Annotated in this window: 21 protein-coding genes and 1 tRNA gene; 7 read left to right on the top strand and 15 right to left on the bottom strand. The window is 49.0% G+C overall.

Annotated elements, in window-relative coordinates:
• The first annotated feature begins 63 nt into the window (after nucleotides 1-63).
• Nucleotides 64-855, top strand: a complete 792-nt coding sequence (locus IT415_02445; protein MCC7543544.1) for an NAD(+)/NADH kinase — start codon at nucleotides 64-66, stop codon at nucleotides 853-855.
• Nucleotides 856-898: 43 nt separating this feature from the next.
• On the opposite strand, the gene purE is transcribed toward IT415_02445, so the two are convergent.
• The 3 genes from purE to IT415_02430 form a co-directional block, all read right to left on the bottom strand.
• The gene (gene purE / locus IT415_02440) at nucleotides 899-1,438 is read right to left on the bottom strand and encodes a 5-(carboxyamino)imidazole ribonucleotide mutase (protein ID MCC7543543.1); all 540 of its coding nucleotides are present in this window, start codon (nucleotides 1,436-1,438) and stop codon (nucleotides 899-901) included.
• A 232-nt stretch (nucleotides 1,439-1,670) separates the two neighbouring features.
• On the bottom strand, nucleotides 1,671-1,943 hold the full coding sequence (locus tag IT415_02435; GenBank protein ID MCC7543542.1) for a hypothetical protein: 273 nt from the start codon (nucleotides 1,941-1,943) through the stop codon (nucleotides 1,671-1,673).
• A gap of 107 nt (nucleotides 1,944-2,050) precedes the next feature.
• Complete coding sequence (locus IT415_02430; GenBank protein MCC7543541.1) at nucleotides 2,051-7,678, bottom strand: fibronectin type III domain-containing protein; 5,628 nt, start codon at nucleotides 7,676-7,678, stop codon at nucleotides 2,051-2,053.
• Nucleotides 7,679-8,035: 357 nt separating this feature from the next.
• Here IT415_02430 and IT415_02425 point away from each other — a divergent pair, with 357 nt between their 5' ends.
• Nucleotides 8,036-8,476 (top strand): hypothetical protein, encoded by a 441-nt coding sequence (locus IT415_02425; GenBank protein MCC7543540.1) that lies wholly within the window; start codon nucleotides 8,036-8,038, stop codon nucleotides 8,474-8,476.
• A gap of 216 nt (nucleotides 8,477-8,692) precedes the next feature.
• On the opposite strand, the gene purD is transcribed toward IT415_02425, so the two are convergent.
• From purD to IT415_02390, 7 genes are all read right to left on the bottom strand, one after another.
• Entirely contained in the window at nucleotides 8,693-9,979 is a 1,287-nt protein-coding gene (gene purD / locus IT415_02420; GenBank protein MCC7543539.1) for a phosphoribosylamine--glycine ligase, read from the bottom strand.
• A gap of 91 nt (nucleotides 9,980-10,070) precedes the next feature.
• Nucleotides 10,071-10,514 (bottom strand): ATP-binding protein, encoded by a 444-nt coding sequence (locus IT415_02415; GenBank protein MCC7543538.1) that lies wholly within the window; start codon nucleotides 10,512-10,514, stop codon nucleotides 10,071-10,073.
• The gene (locus tag IT415_02410; protein ID MCC7543537.1) at nucleotides 10,462-10,848 is read right to left on the bottom strand and encodes a hypothetical protein; all 387 of its coding nucleotides are present in this window, start codon (nucleotides 10,846-10,848) and stop codon (nucleotides 10,462-10,464) included. Before IT415_02410 ends, IT415_02415 begins: the two co-directional genes overlap by 53 nt.
• Before the next feature lie 534 nt (nucleotides 10,849-11,382).
• Nucleotides 11,383-11,790, bottom strand: coding sequence for a hypothetical protein (locus IT415_02405; protein ID MCC7543536.1), 408 nt, complete (start codon nucleotides 11,788-11,790; stop codon nucleotides 11,383-11,385).
• A 46-nt stretch (nucleotides 11,791-11,836) separates the two neighbouring features.
• On the bottom strand, nucleotides 11,837-12,373 hold the full coding sequence (locus tag IT415_02400) for a DUF1697 domain-containing protein (GenBank protein ID MCC7543535.1): 537 nt from the start codon (nucleotides 12,371-12,373) through the stop codon (nucleotides 11,837-11,839).
• A gap of 121 nt (nucleotides 12,374-12,494) precedes the next feature.
• Nucleotides 12,495-12,570 (bottom strand) — tRNA-Gln (locus tag IT415_02395).
• 147 nt (nucleotides 12,571-12,717) lie between these two features.
• Nucleotides 12,718-13,605 (bottom strand): hypothetical protein, encoded by an 888-nt coding sequence (locus tag IT415_02390; GenBank protein MCC7543534.1) that lies wholly within the window; start codon nucleotides 13,603-13,605, stop codon nucleotides 12,718-12,720.
• A 252-nt stretch (nucleotides 13,606-13,857) separates the two neighbouring features.
• Between IT415_02390 and IT415_02385 the strand changes: the two genes are divergently transcribed.
• The gene (locus IT415_02385; protein ID MCC7543533.1) at nucleotides 13,858-14,970 is read left to right on the top strand and encodes a Tat pathway signal sequence; all 1,113 of its coding nucleotides are present in this window, start codon (nucleotides 13,858-13,860) and stop codon (nucleotides 14,968-14,970) included.
• Between the two features lie 164 nt (nucleotides 14,971-15,134).
• Here the strand turns inward: IT415_02385 and IT415_02380 are convergent, their stop codons facing one another.
• The 3 genes from IT415_02380 to IT415_02370 form a co-directional block, all read right to left on the bottom strand.
• Nucleotides 15,135-15,857, bottom strand: a complete 723-nt coding sequence (locus IT415_02380; GenBank protein MCC7543532.1) for a hypothetical protein — start codon at nucleotides 15,855-15,857, stop codon at nucleotides 15,135-15,137.
• A gap of 74 nt (nucleotides 15,858-15,931) precedes the next feature.
• On the bottom strand, nucleotides 15,932-16,189 hold the full coding sequence (locus IT415_02375; protein MCC7543531.1) for a hypothetical protein: 258 nt from the start codon (nucleotides 16,187-16,189) through the stop codon (nucleotides 15,932-15,934).
• Between the two features lie 639 nt (nucleotides 16,190-16,828).
• Entirely contained in the window at nucleotides 16,829-17,917 is a 1,089-nt protein-coding gene (locus IT415_02370; GenBank protein MCC7543530.1) for a hypothetical protein, read from the bottom strand.
• A 113-nt stretch (nucleotides 17,918-18,030) separates the two neighbouring features.
• On the opposite strand from IT415_02370, the gene IT415_02365 reads away from it, so the two are divergent.
• Complete coding sequence (locus tag IT415_02365) at nucleotides 18,031-18,810, top strand: PrsW family intramembrane metalloprotease (protein ID MCC7543529.1); 780 nt, start codon at nucleotides 18,031-18,033, stop codon at nucleotides 18,808-18,810.
• Nucleotides 18,811-18,832: 22 nt separating this feature from the next.
• Complete coding sequence (locus tag IT415_02360; protein MCC7543528.1) at nucleotides 18,833-19,522, top strand: zinc ribbon domain-containing protein; 690 nt, start codon at nucleotides 18,833-18,835, stop codon at nucleotides 19,520-19,522.
• Between the two features lie 3 nt (nucleotides 19,523-19,525).
• Here the strand turns inward: IT415_02360 and queA are convergent, their stop codons facing one another.
• Nucleotides 19,526-20,563 (bottom strand): tRNA preQ1(34) S-adenosylmethionine ribosyltransferase-isomerase QueA, encoded by a 1,038-nt coding sequence (queA, locus tag IT415_02355; GenBank protein ID MCC7543527.1) that lies wholly within the window; start codon nucleotides 20,561-20,563, stop codon nucleotides 19,526-19,528.
• A gap of 140 nt (nucleotides 20,564-20,703) precedes the next feature.
• On the opposite strand from queA, the gene IT415_02350 reads away from it, so the two are divergent.
• Entirely contained in the window at nucleotides 20,704-22,359 is a 1,656-nt protein-coding gene (locus tag IT415_02350; GenBank protein ID MCC7543526.1) for an endo alpha-1,4 polygalactosaminidase, read from the top strand.
• Nucleotides 22,360-22,365: 6 nt separating this feature from the next.
• Nucleotides 22,366-22,527 (top strand): hypothetical protein, encoded by a 162-nt coding sequence (locus IT415_02345; GenBank protein MCC7543525.1) that lies wholly within the window; start codon nucleotides 22,366-22,368, stop codon nucleotides 22,525-22,527.
• Nucleotides 22,528-22,577: 50 nt separating this feature from the next.
• Here the strand turns inward: IT415_02345 and IT415_02340 are convergent, their stop codons facing one another.
• Nucleotides 22,578-24,281, bottom strand: a complete 1,704-nt coding sequence (locus IT415_02340; protein MCC7543524.1) for an ABC transporter ATP-binding protein — start codon at nucleotides 24,279-24,281, stop codon at nucleotides 22,578-22,580.
• Nucleotides 24,282-24,481: the final 200 nt, after the last annotated feature.

The raw sequence follows: 24,481 nt of genomic DNA, 5'->3' as shown, positions 1-24,481 counted from the left end.
GGCCCTTATTTCAACCTACTCATTGCCTATCATGGGCGCCCTATACAAGATAAGATGGATGTAATGGAACAGATATTTTTTGTCACCAAGCCGACCGAAAAAGCGCGCAAAATCGAGAACAATTTGCGACAGTTGCTCGACACGAGTGGCATTCATCTCGAGAAACCTCTGATCATCGCGGTCGGTGGAGATGGCACCATGCTGCAGGCAATCAAGGATCACCTGCACTCAAATGTGATGTTTGTAGGTATTGCTGCCGGCTGGCTCGGCTACTTGCAAACCGTCAATCCAGACGAGATAGATTTACTTGTAAAAAGCCTTCGGCATGGTGAGTATGGTGTGGTCGAGGCGCCGCTCTTGGTCGCTCGCGATGCAGCATCAGAACAAATTTTGACCTATGCCTTCAACGATATTTCCCTCGAGCGAGCCGGAGCGCGAGCAGCCAAATTCGCCCTGCGTGTCGGTGACTCAGAAGGCAAATTCGTAGGAGATGGCGTGCTCTTCACAACCCCGCTTGGCTCAACTGCGTATGGCATGGCTGCCGGCGGACCAATAATAGATGCCAGCGCACGAGATGTTTTTGCGGTAGTGCCAAATAATCCGCATGTCTCAGTCCTCTACTCGAGCTTGCAACGCCCTCATATACTGTCGAGCAGGCGGTCGGTACGGTTGAGTTTTGATACCGAAGAAGTTGTAGAGCGACCACTCAAGCTCATTGGTGACGGCATCGAGGTCGAGACTGATTTTACCCACGATATCGAAATTGCTCTCTCCGATCGCCACATTGATCTGCTCGAGCTTACCCAAGATGGTTGGTACAACCACATCGACGCCAAGCGACTGGGGCGAAATTAATTAAACTCTAGGGAGCATTTGCTTCCTAGAGTAATAAAAATGATCAGCGCGGGTCAACCGACGGGTCAGGATGCTGCATGACCAGGTCTGTCAGCCCCAAACGACGAACGTACAGAGCGTTTTTCACCGACACGTTTCTGACACCCTCTATCTGGGCAGCATACAGGGCTGCATTCACGCACCCCGATATCGCCATTGTGCCAACAGGAATCTCGGGCGGCATCTGCACAATCGAGTGCAACGAATCTGCTCCCCCCAAAGTGGAGGTCTTCATCGGCACACCTACCACTGGGATTGAAGGAAGGTGTGCAGCAACCATACCTGGAAGATGAGCGGCACCCCCGGCTGCTGCAATGACTGCTGAGAAATCCATCCTGATCGCTCGTGATGCATATTCTTGGATCAAGTTGGGCGTACGATGCGCAGAGATCACGGCAGCTTCAGCGGGGATACCCAACTCATCGAGCGTAGTGAGTGCCATGTTCATCCCAGCAGCCCAGTCGCTCCACGAACCCATGATGATGCCGATGAACGGCTCTCCAGGTACTGCGCCTCGCTTGAACTTCTCAACTTGCAAGACCATTGGTCTCCTCCTCAGTAGGTACAAAAATGATCTTGGCAAGTCTACTGCGCACAAATCATTATGTCAATAAGAAAAGCCGGGGGGGTGAGCCTCCCGGCGGATGTCATGTCTTCGGTCGTCCGTACTCGTCGGTTGCTTCTGCTACCTGCTCGAAGAGCTTCTTGAGTGACTGACGCTGTGACTCGTCCATTTGTCCGACGATTTCACGGAAGACCTGCTTGTCAACTTGACCTTATTTCTTGCCGCCCCTCCAGACTCGCCATGAGTCGTTGTCGATAACGTCTGCCACAACGAGCCGTCCATCGCTGGTCAGTCCGAGCTCGATCTTGAAGTCGGCGATCACCGTATCGGAGATATCGAACCCCGCTTGCTGGTGAGCGCGCATGATCGCGACCCAGAATTGCCTCTCGGCGATGATCTTGCCGCGCTCAGACCAAAGCTGACACATCGGTACAGATGCATAGCGCTGGGCCAGGATATTCTCGATAACGGGTTTGGTAGTCATCTCATTTCCTCTAGTTGTGGGTAGGTACTTTTTCGAATACGAACCGAGTGATTATACATTATTTCGCTCAATCACCAAAGCACAGCGTCATGGATTAGAACATATTGTTAATTCTTCGGCAGCATCAACGTCACAACCGTGCCAGACTTTTCGGATGATGTGATACTAATCTCTCCGCCAACTCGCTCCATGATTACTTTATCTAGGTAGAGCGAAAGCCCGAGCCCTTCGTGATCATAGCGCAGTACGTCAACTGCCCTTGAGAATGGTGTCATCAGTTGATCAAGCTGCTTTTTAGGTATGACGAAGCCTTGATTCTGTACCGTGATGATCGGAAGCCCATTTTTCAGAGCGCCACGGATCTGAATCGAACTATTTTGTGTAGCATAGTTTACGGCATTTTCAATGACTGAAGTCAGCACCTGGTGAAGAGCCGTGGCATTCATTGATGAATACATATTAAGCGGTATGTCAATGTCGTAGGTTACGTTTTCGCTTTTCTGTATCTTCGCGATGGCTTCACGTGCCGTATTGACTGCTGCCCCTAGCGAAATTGGGGTCTGATTGACCGGATCAAGCCTCTCCATGACAGCTAGCGATTTCAGACGTGCTATCAGTCGGGCTAGTTGAGCAGCACCGGCTTTAAATTGCGCAGCGGTTGAACCGGATTTAATTGAACGAGTGTACATATTGATAATCGCGAGGTCAGATTCAAATTTCTCAGTTGCCTTATGAATGAAGTCGACTCGTCTTGAAAGTAAGTCTTTTTCTAGGTCAGCCTGCCTCTGAATAGCATTCTTCAAGGCTATGTGCTTCTCGCGCGATTGATGGGCAAATATGAGTAGCAACACACCGCCAATGAAGCAAAATACTTCGAGGAAAGCCACGGTAAAGCTGAGTGTGTTGCGATTTGCAGCTCGGTAGATGATATTTAGGAGTAGTAAGATAATCCCAACCAATAGGCTTGGCAGCCAAACTCCTAGCTGTCTAAATGGATTTTTTGATTGTATCATTGTTTGTTCTTTATACGCGACAGCAATTTCTTCGTTTGTCTGCTGGGCGCCTGTAATTAACTGTTTTGCGTCAGAAGCAATAGAATTAATCGCTTGATTTATATGGGACATCTGTTGAGTAGTCAATGCCTTCTCTTCTTTGAGCTGACCAAACGCAAGCTGCATTATTCCAATAGGTGTATTGAAGTAATGAGATACTAAGCCCACGAAGTTTTGGCTCGCTTGGCGAGTGTATTTGAAGCGATCGACAACCGTGTTGAGTCGTTTTTGATTGCGATACTCAATCCATGCTTGGCGAGCATACAACAGTGCAATCATTATTAGAATTAAAATAATGATCAAGGGTATAGCTAAGGCAATCACATCTGGCATTTGCTTAACTTGGGTCAAGAACCCATCTAAAAGCGTGCCTGTGACTTTTGAATCTACTGCACGGGTAGGGGTCGGTGAGGCCATTGGTACGAAGAGACTATTTGAAGTGCCTGGCATCAACTGACTAGTCGTAGGAGGACTAGGTAGAGGCGATACTGGGGGCAGGGGCGGCGGCTGCGTTGAGGGCGTAGGGGTAGCGGTTGGAGGGTTTTGTGTTGGTGTAGGAGTAAGAGTAGGGGTTGGTGAGGGTGTTGATTGCTGCTGTGCGATAAACTTCGGGAAATCATTGCTCCAAACAAACCAAACATTATCAAAGTCCCACTCCGTAAATGGTCCGTTGACACTATTGTTCTTGAAATAATTTGGCTGGGAACCATCTGTGTTTACCGCCTGACAATGTGCAGGGTTATTTACTCCTACCGGTGGGTTATTGATGACAGCATAGTAATAGCAATAATCTCCGTCTATAGCAGTTTTGTCATAAAAGTTACCCTGTATGATCGAATCTGGATATGGGGCACCAGAAGTCGCAAAGGCTGTAAGGGGTACAGTATTTGTCCCCATAAATGGGTTGGGGACAGTATTTCCATTACTTATCGAGCCTGCCACAAATGAGTTTCGGATAATCATTGCGCCCGACGCGCCCGGAGGTGCAATGCCACCAATCCATGATGATGTATTTGACGTTATTATCGAACCGCCAAAATATGTATTTTCAATCACGCCCTGGATTAATATGCCACCTATACCGCCAATGAAAGGAGTGGTCTCTGCATCATCGATGCCTGTTACATTTATCGATCCAGTATAGTATGTATCCTCCAAATGGCCGCTCACTATTTCATCAGGTGAAGGAAAATCTTGGCTCCATTCGGGCGGTAAGAAACTACCATTCATCACCGTACCGTACCCAAATGATCCGCTTAATCCACCAACCATTAAGGAACTTTCATTCGCTGCTAGGTCTTGCGTAACGGTCTGATTAACCGACGAATATACCTTGTGCAAGTATGACTCGACTTCAAGTGTTCCAGCTATACCACCCATGGTGAGGATTGCATGATTTGTTGACAGTTGTCCAGTAATCGAACCGGTAGTCGAAACGTTTGTAAAAGTTGTGCGCAAAGCATAGCCAACAATGCCACCAACATATCCATTTCCACTGACGTCGTAATCGATGTTGGCAAGTTGGAGGTTTTGAATGGTTGCGCCAGCTGTAACCCTAAACAAGCCCGTAGAACCTAGTTTCATAGCTGTCGTGTTAATTTTTAGATTGTTTATTTTGTAGCCATTTCCGTTCAATGTGCCCCTAAAGCCAAAGCCGTCTGAACTGTAGGCACCTATCGGGAAAAAGCCATCAAATGTGTATTCCTCGCCGCCACTTGCCTGAATGGTTCTGTTATATCCACTACAATCAATGTCTTGGGCTAAGGTATACGTACCAATAAGATCATAATTAATCGTCTCGAGGTCTGCACAAGATGATAACGTATGGCTCGCTCCTCCGTCCACAGTACTAACCGTCATGTAGGTGTATGGACCCGTTCCTACACTATTGGTAGCAGCGACCCTGAAATCATAAGAAGTATTTTCATCCAGGGGACCTATCATTTCCGACAGATTGGGGGTTACGTCACCCATCCATGTACTGTCACTGCTTTTCTTATACTCATAAATATAATCGCCTAGTGCGCGTCCTCCGAAATCACTCGGCTCTTGCCAATTTATTGCGATCGAATCGTACGCAACCAAACTAGTATTAAGTCCGCTCGGTGCACTAGGTACGGTTGCGTTCGTACAACTTCCAGTAAGGAACGTCTGGTCACTACCGTAGCCAGTACCATCACTATTTACAGCAAACGCACGGTAATGGTAAGTTGTCTCACACAATAGCTTGGATGTTGTCAAAAAAAAGTTACTACTGATTGGCTGAGGGTATTTGTGGATCAGGGACTTATACTCGTCAGCAACGTATACATTACCCTGGCCGTCTACGGCAATACCACGTACATCCTGAAACTGTTCCGCGCCATATCCCTGAGATCCAATATTGGCAAGAAATGATCCGTCAGGATTATATTTCTTTATGCTATTTGAATTCGTAACGTATACATTGTCTTGCTCATCAACCGTAACGTAACATCCATTGCATGATCCTCCTCCGTCAAAGGCCCATTGCGATTGATAAACTCCTGTCGTACTGAAAGTCTGTACCCTTCCTCCAAGATTTCCATCAGCCGCCAATAGCTGATTGGATGAGTTAAACTCTAGTCCGTGCAGACTGGCGAACTGTCCATTACCAGTGCCTTGGATACCGGCCTGGCAACCAGATGAACAAGTCTGAAATACATTACTGCCATCGTCAACGCCCCAACCCCACATCTCTATAAAGCTACCGCTACTACTAAACTTTTGGATACGGTTATTATCTTTGTCTGCAACATAAACATTGTTACTATTATCTATCGCAATTCCAGCTGGCGTACTAAACTGATTATCCCCTGAGCCATGAGTTCCCCAAGTCGCAAGTAGTGTCCCTGTGCTAGAAAATTTCTGGATACGATCGTTTTTATCGGATACATAAACATTGCCACTAGAGTCTACGGCTATTCCATGAATACTGCCACCAAATTGGCCTGGGCCCGAACCAAGCCCTCCACCCCAACTACCCAGGGCCTCACCAGTAGCACTGAAATGATGCACATTAAAGGTTGCTTGGCTGATTGCATACAGACTACCGTCTGGAGCAAAGGCAATATCAGAAGGAAACGCCAATTCACCTGGCCCAGGCTCACCCCACGTATCCAGATGGCTGCCGGATGTAGTAAATTTTTGTATACGGTTCATACCCCCAAATATGCTTAGTTCAGCCGTGTATAGGTTATTACTATCTGCCGTTATACTGAAGGGCATCTGAAACTGACCATCGTTGGTCCCCTGAGTTCCCCACACTGCAATTGGAGATCCCGTAGTCGTAAAGCTCTGCACACGATTATTGAATGTCTCGATAACATATAGTGTCGTACCAACCTTTGTAATATCGGTCGGCATAATGAATTGACCCAAACCCGAACCAGCTGAACCCCAAGCATTTATATAACCCCCTGACGTATCAAAAACCTGAATTCGATTATTAGACGAATCAGCAACATAAAGACTAGAGCCATCTAGATAAATACCCGTCGCCACATTACTTAATTGCCCAACTCCACTACCAGAAATTCCAGCCTGGCAACCAGAAGTACACACCTGCAAAGCTGCACTGCCATCATCGACACCCCATCCCCAGGTAGCAATAAAATTACCGCTAGTATCATACTTCTGTATACGATTACAGCCAGTGTCAAGTACGTAGATATAACTACTGTCTGAAACGATAGCGCCCATACCTTTGCTAAACTGCCCCTCAGCGCAACCCCTCTCCCCCCATCTTGCTAAAACTGTCCCGTCAGTGGCAAATTTTGTTATCGCCCTAAATCCAGGCTCCATATTATCGCTACCATCAAAAACAAACATATTGTCGCTGGCATCAAAAGTTATTCCATTGGCTGCCAGAAACTGCCCAGAACCTTCGCCCAGGCTGCCAATACTAGACACATAGCTTCCTTCTGGGGTAAATTTCTGCACCTTGCCTGGTCCACCCACATAAACAAAATTTTCATGATAGACAACTCTAGAATTTAGTAATGTTGTTCCGTTCTTGGTCTCACCCCACGTATCATATGATCCCGAATCTGGCAGGTCCTCGCTAAGAGTCTTGCCGTAACTCGTGTCAGTACCGTACTCAAAGCCACGACTCGAAAGCGATGCTCCACCATCATCACTAATAGTACCATTCAATCTGGCTGAGCCGTGCGTAATATTACTAGCGCTATTTGTAACAACATCCGGGCTTGCAGCTCGAACGCCTGAAGTGAAAACTAGTAATACAAACATCAGTAAGATATTCGCTGAAGAACCGGCCATCAATGTCTTTGTGAGTATCGCCCAGTTGTGCTTGATCCTTGGGAGTGCAACAACACGGATATGATGTAGGGGGGTATATTTTGTTCTGATGCTAGACTCAAAAAGCGGCTTGGCATGAATCAAATAATCAACCCAGACATAGATACCTATAGATAAGATTAGTAGTAAGGTAAGAAACCAAGCCATACCCGACTTACTAGCTAGCAAGCTTGGTAAGATGTTTAGGTTCTGTTCATTTGGCTGTGTACGCAAAGCCTGCTCCCATACAGGTGTCTTGCTGATTAGCCAAGCGATGAGGAAGGTTATGACAGGAGTACTAATGATAATTATTGTTCGCCAATATCTATGAGTGATCTGTCTCAAACCAGAAAGCTTAACCTTCATATTACATGCATTATATAGCACATTGCCCGCAATTACATCGATATTTGAATCCACTCATATTACACCGCACTTCCCTGAGCCTTCGATGAGTAATGCGAAATAACTCAACGCGACATAAAAGATCAAAATACAAATGTTATGGGCATCGGATAAACTAGATAGGACTATTTGAGTGGAAGTAAAAAAATACAGACGGGGCTGTATCGATCTAGCGCCGATGAGTACTCACAGCACACCCTACGGCCATTCGAGATGCGTCGCTTATCCCACACTCTCTCCAAAATCAATCTTAAGAACGTATCAACAAAGACCAATTTCTTTGATAAAACTGCCACAGACTACCTAGGGATCGTACACATGATCAAAACAGACGAATCCCCGCTTCACATAAGCCCAGTACGGGAAGCATTGCGGCTCGGCGGTAACACAAACTACGCCGGCCTAATCGATAAAATCGCCCGTCTGGTCGACGAGATCGATGCCCCGGTATTCGTCAAAGAGGTTAGTCACGGTATCGACGAACACAGTGTCAAGCAGCGCTTTGAGGTTGGTGTAGCAGGCATCGATGCAGCTGGACTGGGAGGCACGAACTACGCCTGGATCGAAGCCCAGCGAGCTAAAGCAGAATACTTCTCACACTGGTTCCGTTATGTCGGTATCTCTTCTGATGAGGCGCTTATTGTAGTAGCTTGCCACAAGCCAGTCGGGGTCAAACTGGTCGTCTCAGGTGGCATGCGCACCATGATTGCTGCCCTCAAGGCTCGTGCGCGGTGCAGACTATTATTCATCGGCTCGTAGCTTTCTCAGGCGAGCAGTCAAGAGTCTTGATGACACCTCAGAAGTCGTGGCTATGGCTCAGCGCGGACTACAAATTGCGATGTTTAGCTGTGGCATTTCAAGCTGGTAAGACGCTGCAACTATCAAGCTCATTGCTTCATCCGAACACAGTACACCGACTCGCCACATTACGACGAATAAAAAATCGGAGAGCGAAAACTCTCCGAATATCACTTACTATGCCCAGTGAGCGGCAATGTCATGTCGCAGCTGTTTTGTATCACTGTCGTCGGCGTTGACGAAGTTGATCTGCAATGCCGCTTCGTACGCACGACGGCGAGCGATTTCACCGGTGAATCCTGTTGCGGTCACTTCGAGTACGCGTCCACCACTGGTCAACATCATGTCTGCGTAGCCACTGTCTTCCACCCCGGCGGCATAGACGTGCACGCCTGCCTGCCGAGCCTGGAGTAGTTGCGGCAAGCCCGAGATGATGTCACCCTTGCGAGGCTTATCGGGGTACCCTTCGGCCGCTAGCACGACCGTCACTGCATATGCTTTCGAGCAATGAACCGGCGGAATCGTCTCGCCCTTCGCCGCAGATCGCATGACCACCGCAAGGTCGGACGTGACAAGCGGGAGCAGTACCTCAGCCTCCGGATCTCCGAAACGGATGTTGATCTCGAGTACGTACGGCTTGTCGTCCACAATCATCAGCCCGAAGTACATGAACCCGACATACGGAATACACCGTCTCGACATCAGCTCGAGTACCGGATCAATACATGCCTTCGCCCACTGCTCGAGCTTGTCCTCGTCGCCCGTCGGGGCATAGCATCCCATGCCGCCCGTCATCGGCGAAGTCGGGTCATCACTCACCCGCTTGTAGTCCTGCGCCATCATGGGCACAAGCTGCCGCTGGAATCCGTCCTTATCAACACGAACCAGAGCGAAAACCGAGCGTTCGTAGCAATCACTGAGGTCTGCCTTGCCGAGTAGCGCTTCGATGACAATCTGTCGACCCGACTCTCCGAAGCTCTCACCCCGCAGCTTGGCGAGCGCATCTGCACGAGCTTTTTCGACCGTCTCGCAGACAGTCACGCCCTTGCCCGCCGCCGGACCATCTGTCTTAACGACAGCGCCAGGGTTTTCTCCAGCGAAGAACGACGGTAAAAGATCATCGAGCTCGCCTTCGTCTGTAATTACCACGAAGCGCGCAGTCGGTGCGCCTGATGCTTGCACCAACTCTTTCATGAATGCCTTGGATGCTTCGATACGGATGCCGGGGTAGCCGGGCCCAAAGACCAGCTTGCCTTGAGCACGCAACTCATCGGCCAAGCCATCAACCAGCGGTTGCTCGGGCCCGATCACAAAGAGATCAGCGTCCAGCTCTTGCGGTGGGGTCGGTGTCGACCACGGAATGCCAGCATTGCCTGGGGTCACGATGACTTCATGCCCCTGACGATGGCAGCTATCGGCGAGCGCATGTTCGCGCCCACCCGCACCAACAACTACGACCTTCATGATTCAGGTACCTCCCTCGCGCTGCAGACCTTGCAGCGTAGCGAACCCTCGCATTCTACCAGATATTTTACTTCGGCTCAATAGATAAGAGCTAGCTAGTCGGTAGCTCCAGCGTGACGGTTGTCCCCTTCTCAGGCTCTGAGTCGATAGTGAACGTGCCCCCGACCTGCTCCATTATCACTTTATCCAGATAGAGTGAGGGTCCCATACCTTCATAGTCAAACCGCATCACATCCGTCGCACGAGAGAATGGCGCCATCAGCTGATTGAGTTTATCTCGCTGGATACCGACACCCGTATCGCTGATAGTAATGATAGCACGCGACCTTCTACTCTCGGCATGCACCTCAACAATCCCTCGAGCATTACTAAACTTGATTGCGTTATCAAGCACCGATGTCAGTAGCTGCTGCAAAACAACTGGGCTCATTGCTACTCCCAGATTAAGTGGAATTGTCTGCGTAATCTGTATTTGCTTCGCATCAACTGCCGCCTGCAAACTCTGCACCGCCCCACTCACCGCGCCATTGAGCATGATTGGCGTAATCGACGACATAGATATTCCCGCTCGAGTCTTTCGCAATTCCAGCCGGCTGACTAAACTGACCATTGCCCGATCCACTACCCCCAAAGCTCGAAGCAAACTGATAGGTATCTGGCTTAGTGTCAGATACAATACTGCCATACGCCACAGTCGGCCCATACTCAAAGCCCCGCACCGTTAGAGTTTGTGACCCATTTGAGGTCACATTTCCTGACAATCTGACGGATGTCTGAGTAATTTCACTCGCACTACCAGTGGTCACCGTTGGAGCAATCGCTCGCACTAGCTGGATAATAAAGATAGTCGTTACGATCAGCGCTGTCATCATCGACAGAAACAACGATGACCAGTATTCAATTGACGACCGACGATGTCTAATCTTCGGTAGTGTCACGACCTTCAGGTGATGCTTGACTGTATAGCGGATCTTTGGGTTCTCAGCAATCAAAGGAGCTCGAAAGACATTGTAGTCGATCCAGAAATACAACAAAATCCCGAGTAAGCTCACAAGTGCGGCTACAAGTGCAGGTATATTTATGCCAAGTATCGTCTTCGGATAGTCAACAAAGAACGGATTGCGCTGCGCAAACGACTGCACCGCTTCCTGGGCTGGCTGACTCAAGGCCAACCAGTACACACCAAGTATGATCGCCACAACCAAGACCGGGGCAGCCAATACTTACACACCTCGAGGAATCTGCTGTATGTGGTCGTTCTGCGCATCACAAATATTCCGTTCTACTCGATGCGGTGACAATCGACCAGTGATCGGTCGAGCGATTCCTACTATCCATACCTATAATTTTAGCACGAGCACAACTATCTCCAGACTGTTTTTAAAGCATGTGGTTAATAAATCTTAACTTGGTTGATGCGACAACAGATGCCCAATGACAAGCTTGGCGTTCGCAAGTGCTGCACGAGCCTGTGCTTGTGAGACTTCTCTACCCTCATGCATGACATCATTCCGCAGCTGATTGGCTGTCAAAAAATCTTTCCAAAAACTTTGCTCACTTATCATGTCACCAGATAGTGCTTCATACAATTTACTCGCCTTCGTAGTGCCGAGATTATGATTATTCTCGATCTGCTTCTTAAGCCAGGGCCGCAATGATACTGGTTGTGCGATGTCGATCCAAGCCGCAAGTACTTGATCGGCAACTACCTCAATCGCAATATGAGAAAGCACCACCGCCTCCCGATAATCACCATCACCATATTGCTTGACGGCCGATTCGAGCAGCTGTAAATGGGGCTGGGTATGCATGACTTAAGCATAAGGTTAATGGTCGATCTGCGCAATCCGTCAGATGCTACGAATGTAAGAGTTCATGTAGCTTGCGAACTGTATTGATATTTCGCACGGTCATATACCGATAGAGGTCAGTCTTGATAAGCTTAATGCCATTCCCGCGCGTCACATTCTCTCGATCGATATTCCATACTAGCGCACCGGCGACATACTTCACTCTCTCGTGGGTCGGGTCAATCTTAATCATCTTGAGGATGTCTTCGCTGTCAATCTCATCCCACAGAAACATCACATCAGTCTTATGGGCTGTATCATTCACCCAGCTCTCCGGGATTGCCGCGCAAAGCTCGGCAATCCGCTCACGGCTGCGCAACACAACCGGCACATGCACTTCGAAGGCCTCACGTATTGCGTCTTCGAGAATGCCCCGCAGCACCGTGGGCTTGCGTACATCAGCAAACACCACATTGCCAGAATTGATATAGGTCGCCACCTGATGGCAGCCCGCTTGCTCAAAAATATGTTTGAGCTTACGCATCTCAACGCGCGTGTGCCCACCGACATTTATGCCCCGCAAGAGAGCTGCGTATTTTTTCATATAGATAGTATATTAGTAAAATATGATCCATTCGAGTTGTGTATCTTCGCAGTCAATAAAGATAACTCAAAGAGAAAACCTTGCTGTTTCACCGCTCGACAGCCTTCAATCTTGTCCTGCTTGGCTGGGATGATAGGACTCGAACCTATGATCTCCTGTGCCAGAAACAGGCGCCTTACCAACTTGGCCACATCCCAATATAAACACCTGAAGACTATACTATATTTTACTACCGTTGGCTAGCGATTGACCTACCATCACCAGCTAGAGCGCCAGATTACCACTACTACTGGCAATCTAAATACGCGGTCAATAAATAATGTATTTGCTAGCTAGCCAGGTTTTTACTCGAGCCAACACCAGACGAAGAGACAACGGGTCGTTAAGCTAGTTTGAATCGGTCGCGAGGCATTGCCAGCCATATCGAAAGCTTGAATGGTATAGGTATATTTTGTATTCACAACAACTTCATTATCAACATAATCAGGCCTTAGCGAGTTGCTAACCATACCATCATTGCGTACTACCGAATAATGCTTGATTGCTCCTTCGGCATCCGCACTAGGAGTCCACTTGAGCTGTAAATTATAACGAAATCGAAAGATATCCAGTACTAACAGCCGAGATATATTGGATGGTGCGGTCGGGGGATTCTTGTCAGTCGTCGGAGGTGATGGGGTTGAGGTAATGGTTGCGGTAGGTGGTGGAGTTGAGGTAATGGTTGCGGTAGGTGGTGAAGTTGCTGCTATGCAATTATCACCAGGTTCTTCAATGGGACTCTTGGTGGTATCCCGACTATTACTAGGAATACAATTACTACTACTAGCCGAAACAAGTATTACCCGATCTACTTTTACATTGGCAGCTAGCCCAACCAGCCTGATTGTATTGCCAGTCTTAGTAACCGTGATGCTACCTACATTGCGCCACTCCCAATCAGTTATATTCTGACTGGAAGCAACTAAACAGCTCGGTGCTCCACCCGATGGAGTCACCTCAACACCAACACTATTTGCCAGAGCATCACCAGCACGCATACGCACCCATACATTGTGGACACCAGCAGCATTGACAGTAACACTCGTTTGCGTAACTGAGCCAAGCCCATTTGCCGGCGCACAAGCCGCCGCTTGTGCCGACCCAGACAGGGCTGTAAAGGTGGTCAATATCGTAACAGCTAGTATGCCGGCCAGTATAACTTTACCTCTGATTCTTATCTCTTCTATATGCATAACTAGTCTGCCCTTTTATAAAGTTTATGTTTGTAGAATATAAGTTTTCATCGATAAGTACAAGTACCTATGATAATAGTGGTGTCTTTATGATATCGGCATAAAGCTTGTGTTCTTACTTAAGATTGACTATATTGATAGTCAATCGCTAATGTAAATAGGTTTCATATCATCATGCCAAAAATTACTCGACATAAACCAAAGCCAAGATCTAAATCAAGATTGTTATCCACTCACAATCCCTTAAAGAATATGTCAAGAAATAGGTTACTACCAGCTATCGCCGGCTTGGCGGTTGCGGCAGTCGGTATCATCACACTACTGACCAGTCGGGCATCAACTGGACCACAAAAAATTGAGGCCGAAGGCGGCTCTAGGAGTGGCAATATTGGCGTCATCGCCGATACGACTGCATCTGGTGGAAGCTACATTATTTTTAAAGACCAAACCACTACTACCTCACAACCACCGCCTAGTCCTGGTTTTTCAACCACCCCTGGAAGAGTCATCCCAGACACACTTTATGGAGTTACTACAGAGACAATTGATAATCTTAGCGCTCTTAATGCTTCGCTCACCAAGCATAGTAAACGTCCAATTACGCGAATTGTATTCCAGAATAAAACAACTGCGCCTGACTACACTGTAGCAGTAGATAGCCTACGCAGAACCAGCTATATAATGGGGGAAATTCTGGATTCTACCAGCCTCAAATCTATAAGTGTCGCCAACTACAGGGCTCGAACTGCAAGTTTCGTGAATACCTACAAAAACACCATAGATATTTATGAGATTGGCAATGAGCTTAACGGCGAATGGGTCGGTACCCCATCCACAATTCTTCCTAAACTCCAGGCAGCCTATGATGTGGTTGAAAAAGATAACGCTAGCCTCAACCTTAAATCTGCCATTACGCTTAATTTTTGGCCTAGCAATGATTGCTATTCTTATTCCTGGGAAGATACCGAATCATTCGCAAATTCTATTCCACTAGAAATTAGAAATGGAACTGACTACATCTTCCTAAGCTTTTACGAAACCGCTTGTTCGCCACGCGCTAAGCCTACTAACGAGCAGTTTATCGCCATATTTAGCAAAATGAAATCTATATTCCCCAATGCGAAGATCGGTATGGGTGAAATTGGTGCCCAAGGCAAGGATGACGGCCTCCCTACCAATCCAAGCCTAAGTGAGAAACAGGCGCTCGCTAACCGTTATTACGGTATGCATAATGCACTCAAGGCATCGCTTGGTAATCGCTATGTCGGTGGATACTTCTGGTGGTACTACTACCAGGACGCGGTACCATTTAATAAGCTTGAGAGCCTCTGGCCAACTATCGAAGCTAATTTTAACACCTACTGAGCTAGCGACTCATTTGGCCTGCAATCACTACTGGCTTGATAAATATCAATGTCATATCTTATAGCCTTTGCTCTTTTGTGATAATCCCCACAGACAAGCAGTAAAAAGCCCTGCATAACGCAGGGTAAAAAACGACCATTGAGGGTGGAAGGAATTGGTGCGCCTTATCCAACTAACTCCAATTGCTGGCCATCCAGCCGATCGAGCTGTTGCCCGATATAATCATGAAACTGCCGATGCCAGATGACAAACAAATGCTCGGCATAGCCATGGATCAGCTCCACCCCTTCACTTCGACGAAACCCCGCTCGACTCAACAGTCGATGTAGAATTGCAGGCGCGAGGACGACATTCTTCGCGCCATACATTGTTGACGCAAACCACGGCACCACCAGCTGATCGAAGATCGTGTAGAGCGAATGGATATTTTCTTCCTCAAACTCCCTCACCCCGCGCAGGTTGTGCAGATGCCGCGAATGAGCTTCCATACCGCGGATAGCCGGCACCCAGCTTACCCAATGTCCTAGGCTTGCCAAGCGCGTACCATGATGGGGTGTGGCGAAATTAAACACCGCCACCACACGGTCAGGATGACGACCCGCGAGATCGAGTGTATGTACACCGCCCTGACTATGCCCTACCAGAATCAATTGTGCATCGTCCTCTGAGAATATTGCTTCATCCAAACGATTCGCCGCATCATCAAGGCTGCCCAAACCGAGGCGCGGAATTGTCAGAATCTTGACTGCATAGTCTCGACGCCGAAACACGTCCGCCAAAGGCTCATAGACGCGAGCTGCTGCAGCCGATACAAACGTACCCGCTATGATCACCACGCGCACACCCGAAACAGGCCTGACGACATGAGGCTGCTTTCGTTTCATCATCGCCCCCTCTCGTATGCAAAGAACAAAGCGAATTGCTTATGTATGTATTGTACGCCCCATTGTCAAATATCTGTCTACAAAAACATCTGCTGCAAAGCGAGCGACACACCAAGTCCAGCCAATGCCAAAAAACCCACTGCGCCGATAAGATACGCTATCCAAAATTGCATACGTCGTGACTTGCCCTCTGCTTTCGTCAAACGTATGACAATTTTGGCTGGAACAATCGCCCAAACAAGCGTGAAGAGTAAGAAAGAAACCACGAAGCCGTACCCTATCCACCCGTACTGAAAGAGGTCTTGCGACTGCATTACAACTCGCTCGTTTATCATTATGATTGTAGCATAAGCAATAAAAATTGCCGCCCTAGATGATCCAGGGCGGCCAACATTAGTGCAGTGGTGTTGCAGAAGTAATATCTGATACATCTTCGATCAACACATATCACCGGTCATCATGGCTTGCTCGAGAGGAGACAGCACCCGATGCACATACCCACACCGCTCAATCTCATGTGGCATCCAAAACCCAGTGCGATCCGCACCAGTCGAAGCACAGTCCCATCCAAGACACCCAACGACACAAACCGGGTCAGACCCGTATGCCACTGTGTCTGCACCCAATTCCATTTCTGACGGCTTGATATACAGAGTGACAGGATCGCCGATAAATATGACTGCCCCGCACCAGGCACAGCGGATCGCCATCTCTCCTAAGCAATTCAGGCAAAAAGCAACTTTGCCGTCTCGAATGGGCATTCTCGTCGTAATCGTTTCTCCGTAAGCGGAAACTTTGCCTTCAGAACGAGTCCTGTGGCCACACACTGTGGCTGTGTATCTACGTCTGAATTTCATCATAGGTGCCTTTCTAGTTTTCGAACAAGAAATCTGTATGATTCTACAATCCAAGCACACACTTCTCAAGCATAAGAAAAACCACCTGAACATATAAGCCCAGATGGTCTTAGAAGACTATTCGCGTCCGTCGCGACGCCAACGCAGAAGCGCCGATCGCCAACGCTGCGGATCACGATGATAGACAGTAATCTCGAAGCTACAACGCGTGCAGGTGTCAGCGATCCATTCCATGATCTGATGGAGGTCATCGAGATGCCGCACGCGCTGGAGCCGGCCAGTCTGCACGAATGGCGACGCACCGGTGACCTTAGCCGCAACCGGCAGAACATACATGTCCTTGATTAGGTCAGCCGTTCCGGCATGAATCGGCTGCACGTGCCTCGTGACACGGTACCGATCACGATAGCGGTCAGGAATGTGCTGCAACCAGCTCGTCAACTGATGAAGCGGCTGCCGCTTATCGACCGAACCAGGGCCGGCCAGACCAACAATGCCGCCGTGATTGCGCAGCATCTCCTCGAGCTCCATGCGCATCAGGCGATTGGAAACTCGCATGAGCTCAACCGGCAACTCAGATTCACGAGTCGATTCTGTGATCGGGAAGCTGAAGTGCACCCAGCCGATATTTGCCAGCAAGTCTGCGACAGGGAAGCCAAGTGCACCAACCAATCGCAAGGTACCAGCCAAGATGATGTGAAACTTGTGACAAAGTACCTGATACATGCGCTCGGCCGCCTGCTCCCACGTATCACTTCCTCGAGTCGCCTCACCCACCGCCAGATCTGCGTGATATTCGCAGAGTGCGACCAACACTTCTGGCAGCACGCGACCGATATCGGTGATGTCGTCATGCGCCATGAAGATTGCCACCGGCCGATCATCTCGAGCGTGATTATACAGCTCGTTGAGCTGATCCGGGCGGTCAGAAAACACTCGTGTGATCAGAGGCTCGCGATTTGGTGTCGCCAATCCAGCTAATGCCCTCACATCTCTCAGGGAACTGGGCTTGGGTGGGTAACTCACTTGTGTCAGGTCATGCAATGCACTCGACGAGTCATATGGCAGCTCCTCAAACAACTCCTGTGCCTGGATGTGTGGCGTAACCATGGTTGAAAAGATCCGAAAGATCTCTGGCCAATCAAAGCTTCGAATCTTCTGTCGCAGTTGATCAGGACTCATCTTGTTCAGATCAGAAGCACTCACGGCCACCTCGTTTGTAGTAAGGAACAAGAACTAACGTATTATGGCATATTCATACGCAACTACAAGGTTAAGCGTCTTGACAGTCTCTCCCGGAACAGCCAGCATAAATACATATGCTACCTTATCTTTTGATCATTACGGGCCAAATTCTCGCGGCAACATGGTTTATTCGCTATGTGATTATTCATGATCGCGGATCAAAAGAGCCACGAGGTGCAGTCCGAGCCTCGCTGCTTTTTGGCCTGCTGGCAATCGTCATCGTGTTTGTTACACATCCGATTCAATCAGACGATGCTTTTGTCAGCCTCAGAGATGGTACGGCACCAATCCAGTCGGTATTTATTGCCTCGATGATTATCGGCATCGTCGAAGAGCTCGCCAAATCTATTCCGCTGGCACTATGGCTCTACAAAAAACCATACTTCAACGAAATGACGGATGGCATTTTTTATTTCGGCATGAGTAGTGTCATGTTTGCACTTATAGAAAACATTCTCTACACCCTGTCCGATGGTGCTAGTACTGGTCTAGCCCGCATTATCTTTACGCCATTTCTACACATAGGATTCGCAATGTGGTTTGGATTCTTTCTAGCTAGACGCAAGGTCACTGGGCGCGGAACATGGATGGTAGTGGTAGGCTTACTGACTGCCATCATTCTCCATGGCCTCTATGACTTCGGCGTATTCTCACGACTGGGACCATTTACCATTGCATCGGTAGTCTTAGGAATATCGCTCAACCTTGGTGTGTTCAAGCTATACCGGTACGCTCAACAACACGACAAGGAGCTACAGCTCAGCGCCGACGGCACCAATCACTTTTGTCGCTCATGCGGGCGGCCAAATCCTGACCACACTCTCTACTGCGTGTACTGCGGACAAAAGACCTAGCCATGCTACAATGCTAACAAATATGAAGGAAGTGCCCATGCCGGCAGGAAGCCAAGCATCAGAAGTAATCTGCCCATACTGTCATCAGCCGACCAAAGCTGAGGCTCCATTTTGTGGCAATTGTGGCAAGCCGCTGACATCAAATCAGACAACTGCCACAACAGTATCAGCCAAACCAACCATCCCCCCTACAACTCCTGCACCCCCTACAACTCCTGCACCCCCTACAACTCCTGCACCCCCAGCAACTACAGGCGCGGCTTCGGCAGTACCACCACCCAATACACCTATCCCGGTCGATCAAGTTGCCATACCTTCGATGGGTCACATCAAAGAAATCCGAATCGCCAGCTGGATTATGATTGCCATAGCAGGCTTTAATAGCCTAGGCGGGCTGTATTTTATGCTCGACCCCGATGGCTATATTGCATCCTCGGGGACAGATACAGGTCTCACCGCATCAGATGTCCGCCTGTCAGGTGCGATTATGCTCGCGTTTACCATTCCTCTCATCATACTGTCGATCATACTTATGCGCTCCAAGCGTCCAGCCCAAGCCATCCGCTACCTACGCGTACTCCTAATCTTGCAAGTTCTCTTCGCTCTACTAACGTTTTTCGCTGGGCAACTACTCTTCGGCGCACTGTGTGTTCTAGCTCTTGTTTCGACTATGCAGGGCTACAAATCGATAAAAAAACTCCCGCAAATATAACCATTACAAAATCAACATAGAGTCGCCGTAGCTCAAGAAACGATAATCACTCGCTAGAGCATGGTCATATGCGCGTTTAAGGAATTGAGGACCTGCAAAAGCTGCTGCTAGCTGCAAAACGGTCGAATCAGGTGCATGAAAGTTTGTAAGCAGCATATCGACTAACTGAAACCTATACCCCGGGTATATAAAAGTGTCAGCCTCGTCACGAATCGACGTATCCTCATTAGCCAAGATGCTGGCCGCGGCATGCTCCAGCGCTCGCGTGACAGTCGTACCAACCGCAATGACCCGACCACCACACTTGCGCGCCTGACGAATTGCTCTCAAGGTACTAACAGGCATCGAATAATATTCACGGTGCATGACGTGCTGCTCGAGAGAATCTGTACGAATTGGCATAAATGTACCGCGCCCCACGTGTAATGTGAGCTTCACTATCTGTGCACCGCGATCCTTGATCTCATTCATAATCTCATTTGTGAGATTGAGTGACGCAGTTGGTGCAGCCACTGAACCTTCGCGTCGTGCAAAGACTGTCTGATACCTCTCTGCATCGGCTTTATCTGCCGTGCGTTTGATGTAGGGTGGCAAAGGAGTGGCACCTGCCCGCTCGGCCAAAACTACGAGTGGTAGAGTGGCTCGGATGCGCGCTTCGCCATCTTCAAGTATCTCGATGATTTCTATAGACTCCTTACCTACCCGCAATACATCCCCCGCTCGCAACTTACCCCTATAGATCGCGCGGCCCACGTGACTTAGCATAGGGCCATGGTGGCGCTCTGTCAGAAATAGTTCACGGCGTGCACCAGACTGAGTGACCGCATGGAGACGGGCCGGGATTACTTTGGTTTCATTCAACACCACAACGTCTTGCGGCCGAACATAATCTGGCAAATCGCGATATCGCCTATCCTGCATGTCCCCCGAGGCTCGATCCAGCACTAAGAGGCTCGATGCACCTCTCACTGCCGGAGGTCGCTGAGCGATCAGCTCATTTGGCAGCGTATATTCGAATGGTTGAATTGGCTTTTTGTGCATCATTGAGTGAACTTTTGTGATGTATCGTATATTTCTCAGCTATTTTTCAATTAGATCGCCTCATCACTATACATGACTACTCCATATGTTAAAATGAGCTTGAATATACTTATGCTAATCAATGTAAATAATCAACAAAAATGAAAAAAAATACCTACAAAAAAGTCTCGAAGGCGACCACGAGCACCCTATCACGCACCCGAAAGAGAGGGGGCAAACAAATGTTTGCGAGTCAGATCTATAAATCCAAAGGCTTTCCCATCGTCACGGCAATCGCTGCGATTCTTGGAATCATTGTCTTAGGCTTTCTACTCATTTCCTCAAGAGCAGCCACGACGGCTACCTACTGGAAGCCTACCGCTGATAAACCACTAAAACTCTCGTGGATACTGGGCGGACGTATCAACTTCAATAATCCAAAAGACATGGGGACCGTAGACAGTAATGGCAATCCCGTACCCGGAGGCGCAGATGTCCTTGACCTAGACATGGAATACACTACCGCTGAAGATGTGGCAAAATTACACACTATGGGCAAAAAAGTAATCTGTTATTTCGATGCCGGCGTGTTCGAAGACTATCGCAAAGACGCTCATTTGTTCCCGGGAACTTGGGGTCCAAACAAAAACCGCATCGCCCAGTCAGCCGAAGGCAAAAATACCTGGGGAACTACCCCCATCCCATACAACGGTGTAGCAGCCCATAAATCGATAGACCTCATCGGGGACGTGGACGATGGATGGGATGGTTCATACTGGCTTGATATTCGTCAGATAGAAGCCCTCAAGCCCATCATGCAAAGTCGCATTAATGCCTGTAAGTCAAAGGGCTTTGACGGGATCGAGCCTGATGAAATTACAAACTGGAGTAACGACAATGGATTCGATAATGTGGTCGTGAATGGCCATGCCGGCATTACCTACCAAGACCAAATCGCCTACAATAGAGCATTGGCTAGCTGGGCACACGAAGCGGGCATGAGTATTGGGCTCAAAGGCGATCTCGAGCAAGCCCACGATCTTGTAAATGACTTTGACTGGGCGCTGATAGAAGAATGTATCCAATACTCCGAATGTACCACGATTACGAACGCACCAGACTCGAGTCAGGTCAGTGGGATGCGAGGAGCAGATGGCAAAGATTATCCTGGCGTACAGCTCTTTACGAATGCCAATAAAGCTGTCTGGATCGCCGAGTATACAACGATAAAAGATTGTATGATCGTCAGCAAATACCGTGTCAACGTGGCAAAATACAAACTCGGATTACCAGAAGGAGGAGGATATCTGCTGCCCTGTGGTGAATTCCCAAGCCGAGCTACCAGCAATCCCCCTTCAACAACATCAGTACCTCCGACTACCACGACTGTGCCACCAACCACAACTAGCGTGCCCCCTACCGTAACATCACTACCTCCGACTCCAACTACGGCGCCTCCAGCTGCCACCTCGATCCCGCCCACACAGACACCGACGACTCTTTCGGCACCCACTTTCAGAAACTTCTCACTCGACTATGCCATATGGTCCTTCGAACCGTGCAGCTGGAAGAACAATTGTAAGCTGACGCTCAGCTGGTCGGCAGTACCGGGCGCTACGAGTTATGATGTCATACGCCCAGGCAAGAATACAATTAACACGACAACTACATCGTTTGTAGAGTCCCCAGTCAACGTATTCGACTCATACACCTACCAGATCAAGGCAAAAAACAGCACCCAATCCGCTTCCTCTCCCCTCGTCAGTAAGACAGTAAGCTGCTTCCAGTTCTTCCTCTACTTCTGCGGAGTACAATAGACTTACATGAAACGCAAGTCAAAACTAGGCTTTCATATACCGGGCAAAGCTGACCGGGTGCTCCCTGTTCCCGAAGGAGTCAAGGCTTGGCAAGCAGGGCTGCTCGTCATGTTGGGTCTCGTGTTTTGCGGATTCATCATCTGGCGGAGCTTCGCAGCTGGTTGGTAGCCACTATCTTGAAAAAGAAAGCCCGGCACAACATGTGTGCCGAGGTAAAATCACAATCCTTCGCGACGCTTGAGATCCATGTAGATTCCGTCGTGAGCTTCATGCTCTGCGACAGTTCCGATGAACTCAATTGAACCACTGTCCAGCGAAATAATCCGATCAGCGGGCTCGATGGTCGACATGCGATGAGCAATGATGAGCGTCGAAACCCGTCGATCTGCTAGTTCGCGCAGCGTATCCTTGACCAAATCCTGACTCTCAGCATCAAGAGCACTGGTCGGTTCATCAAGAACTAGTAGCACTGGGTTCTTGATTAACGCGCGAGCCAAAGCCAAGCGTTGTCTCTGACCGCCACTCAGCTTGACGCCGCGCTCGCCAACCAACGTATCGTAGCCTTCTGGAAGCGATTCAATGTACTCAGCGATTGCGGCCGACTTGGCAGCTAGCTTCATATCCTCGCACGATGCTGAGGGGTTGCCGATCTTGATGTTCTCTCCGATCGAACGATCAAAAAGAACATTGTCTTGAGCGACATAGCCGATTAGCGAACGCCTCAAGTACTGAGGGCATAGTTCGCGCAGATCAATGCCATCGAAGGTAATTGACCCAGCGGTGGGATCATATAGCCGCATCGCCAGACGGGCAATGGTCGATTTTCCACCACCAGATGCACCAATCAGTGCGATCATCTCGCCAGGGTGAATCCTGAAGTTTATGTCTGACAATGCAGTCAGACCACCATTCCCGTAGGAGAATGAGACGCTCGAAAAAACTATCTCACCTCGCGGGCATGTGATGGTCCGTGGAGATTGGGTCGTCTCTACAGCTGGCTGGAGCTCGAGGAGATCCGCCATTTCAGTCAGGGCCGGAACCCCTTCGCGCATCGTGCGCTGGAGCTCGTGGAAACGACCGAGGTTGCTCCACATGCGCTCCAAGATGCCGGACAACAGGATCAAAGTACCTACCGAAACGCCATCCCGCCAAGCGATATACGCCAGCGGATAGTAGCACGCGCGCAAGAAGGCCAAGCAGATAAACTGCAAGCCCATATGGCGGCGCCAGCGCGGCACGGCGATCAACTCTGCGTCATACAGACCCTGCATCTTCGACGCATGATTATCGGAGAAGTCTTTGACCAGTCCTTGTTCGTCAATCGTCAATGCATGGTGAGACAACTCCCCTTCTGAAATCTCGATCGCCTTAAACTGCTCGCGAAATTCCAAGAAATGCGGCCAACTCAAGCCCTGCGAGTACCGAAGTACCAGCAGATAACTCACAACAGACGCTATCGCTAGAATGCCAGCCCGCCAATCAGCCGAGAAGCTAAAGAGCAGGATGGCGCAAATGCGAAAGCACAACGGTCCGGTATTAAAGACGAGCTGGTCCGTGAGCACATCAATCTTTTTGTGATTGCGCGCTACGATAGAATCCTTCTCACCTGACGAACTGTTGGTGTGGAAGCTGGCTCCAAGACGCAGGAGATGCTTAGCCCCAAGCACGTTGATGAGCTTGTAGTTTCCCCACAAAGCCCGAAATCGAAAGCGTGTCACTAGCTGATCAATGCCCTCTTCGAGCAGGTGTGCAGCCAGCACGGCCAGCCCCACAACCAGTGTCCAAGTGCCAAGATTATCTGCATCCTTCAGCCCCCGATCAATGTAAAGTTTGATCGGGTATGCCTGAAAAAGGAGCATCATTTCACCAGATGCCATCCATAGCAATGTCAGCTTGATATTCTTGCGAATATCGGGCTGCATCTGTCGGCACTCGTCATATCGAGACATTGCTCGATACAATCGTCGATACTCTCGGAACACTGTTCCCTTCTTTCTCCGCAATCTCGATGTGCGGATCACGAACGAATTGTGTAGTTTCGGAACTGCCGGAATGAATCCAGACCAGCTCCAAGGCGGTGCGTATGCATCTGCACCGCGTCAGAAATGGTCAAAACCTCCTA

This window comes from bacterium (assembly GCA_020854115.1).
Lineage (GTDB): Bacteria > Patescibacteriota > Saccharimonadia > CAILAD01.
This window is presented reverse-complemented; position numbering and strand designations above follow the sequence as displayed.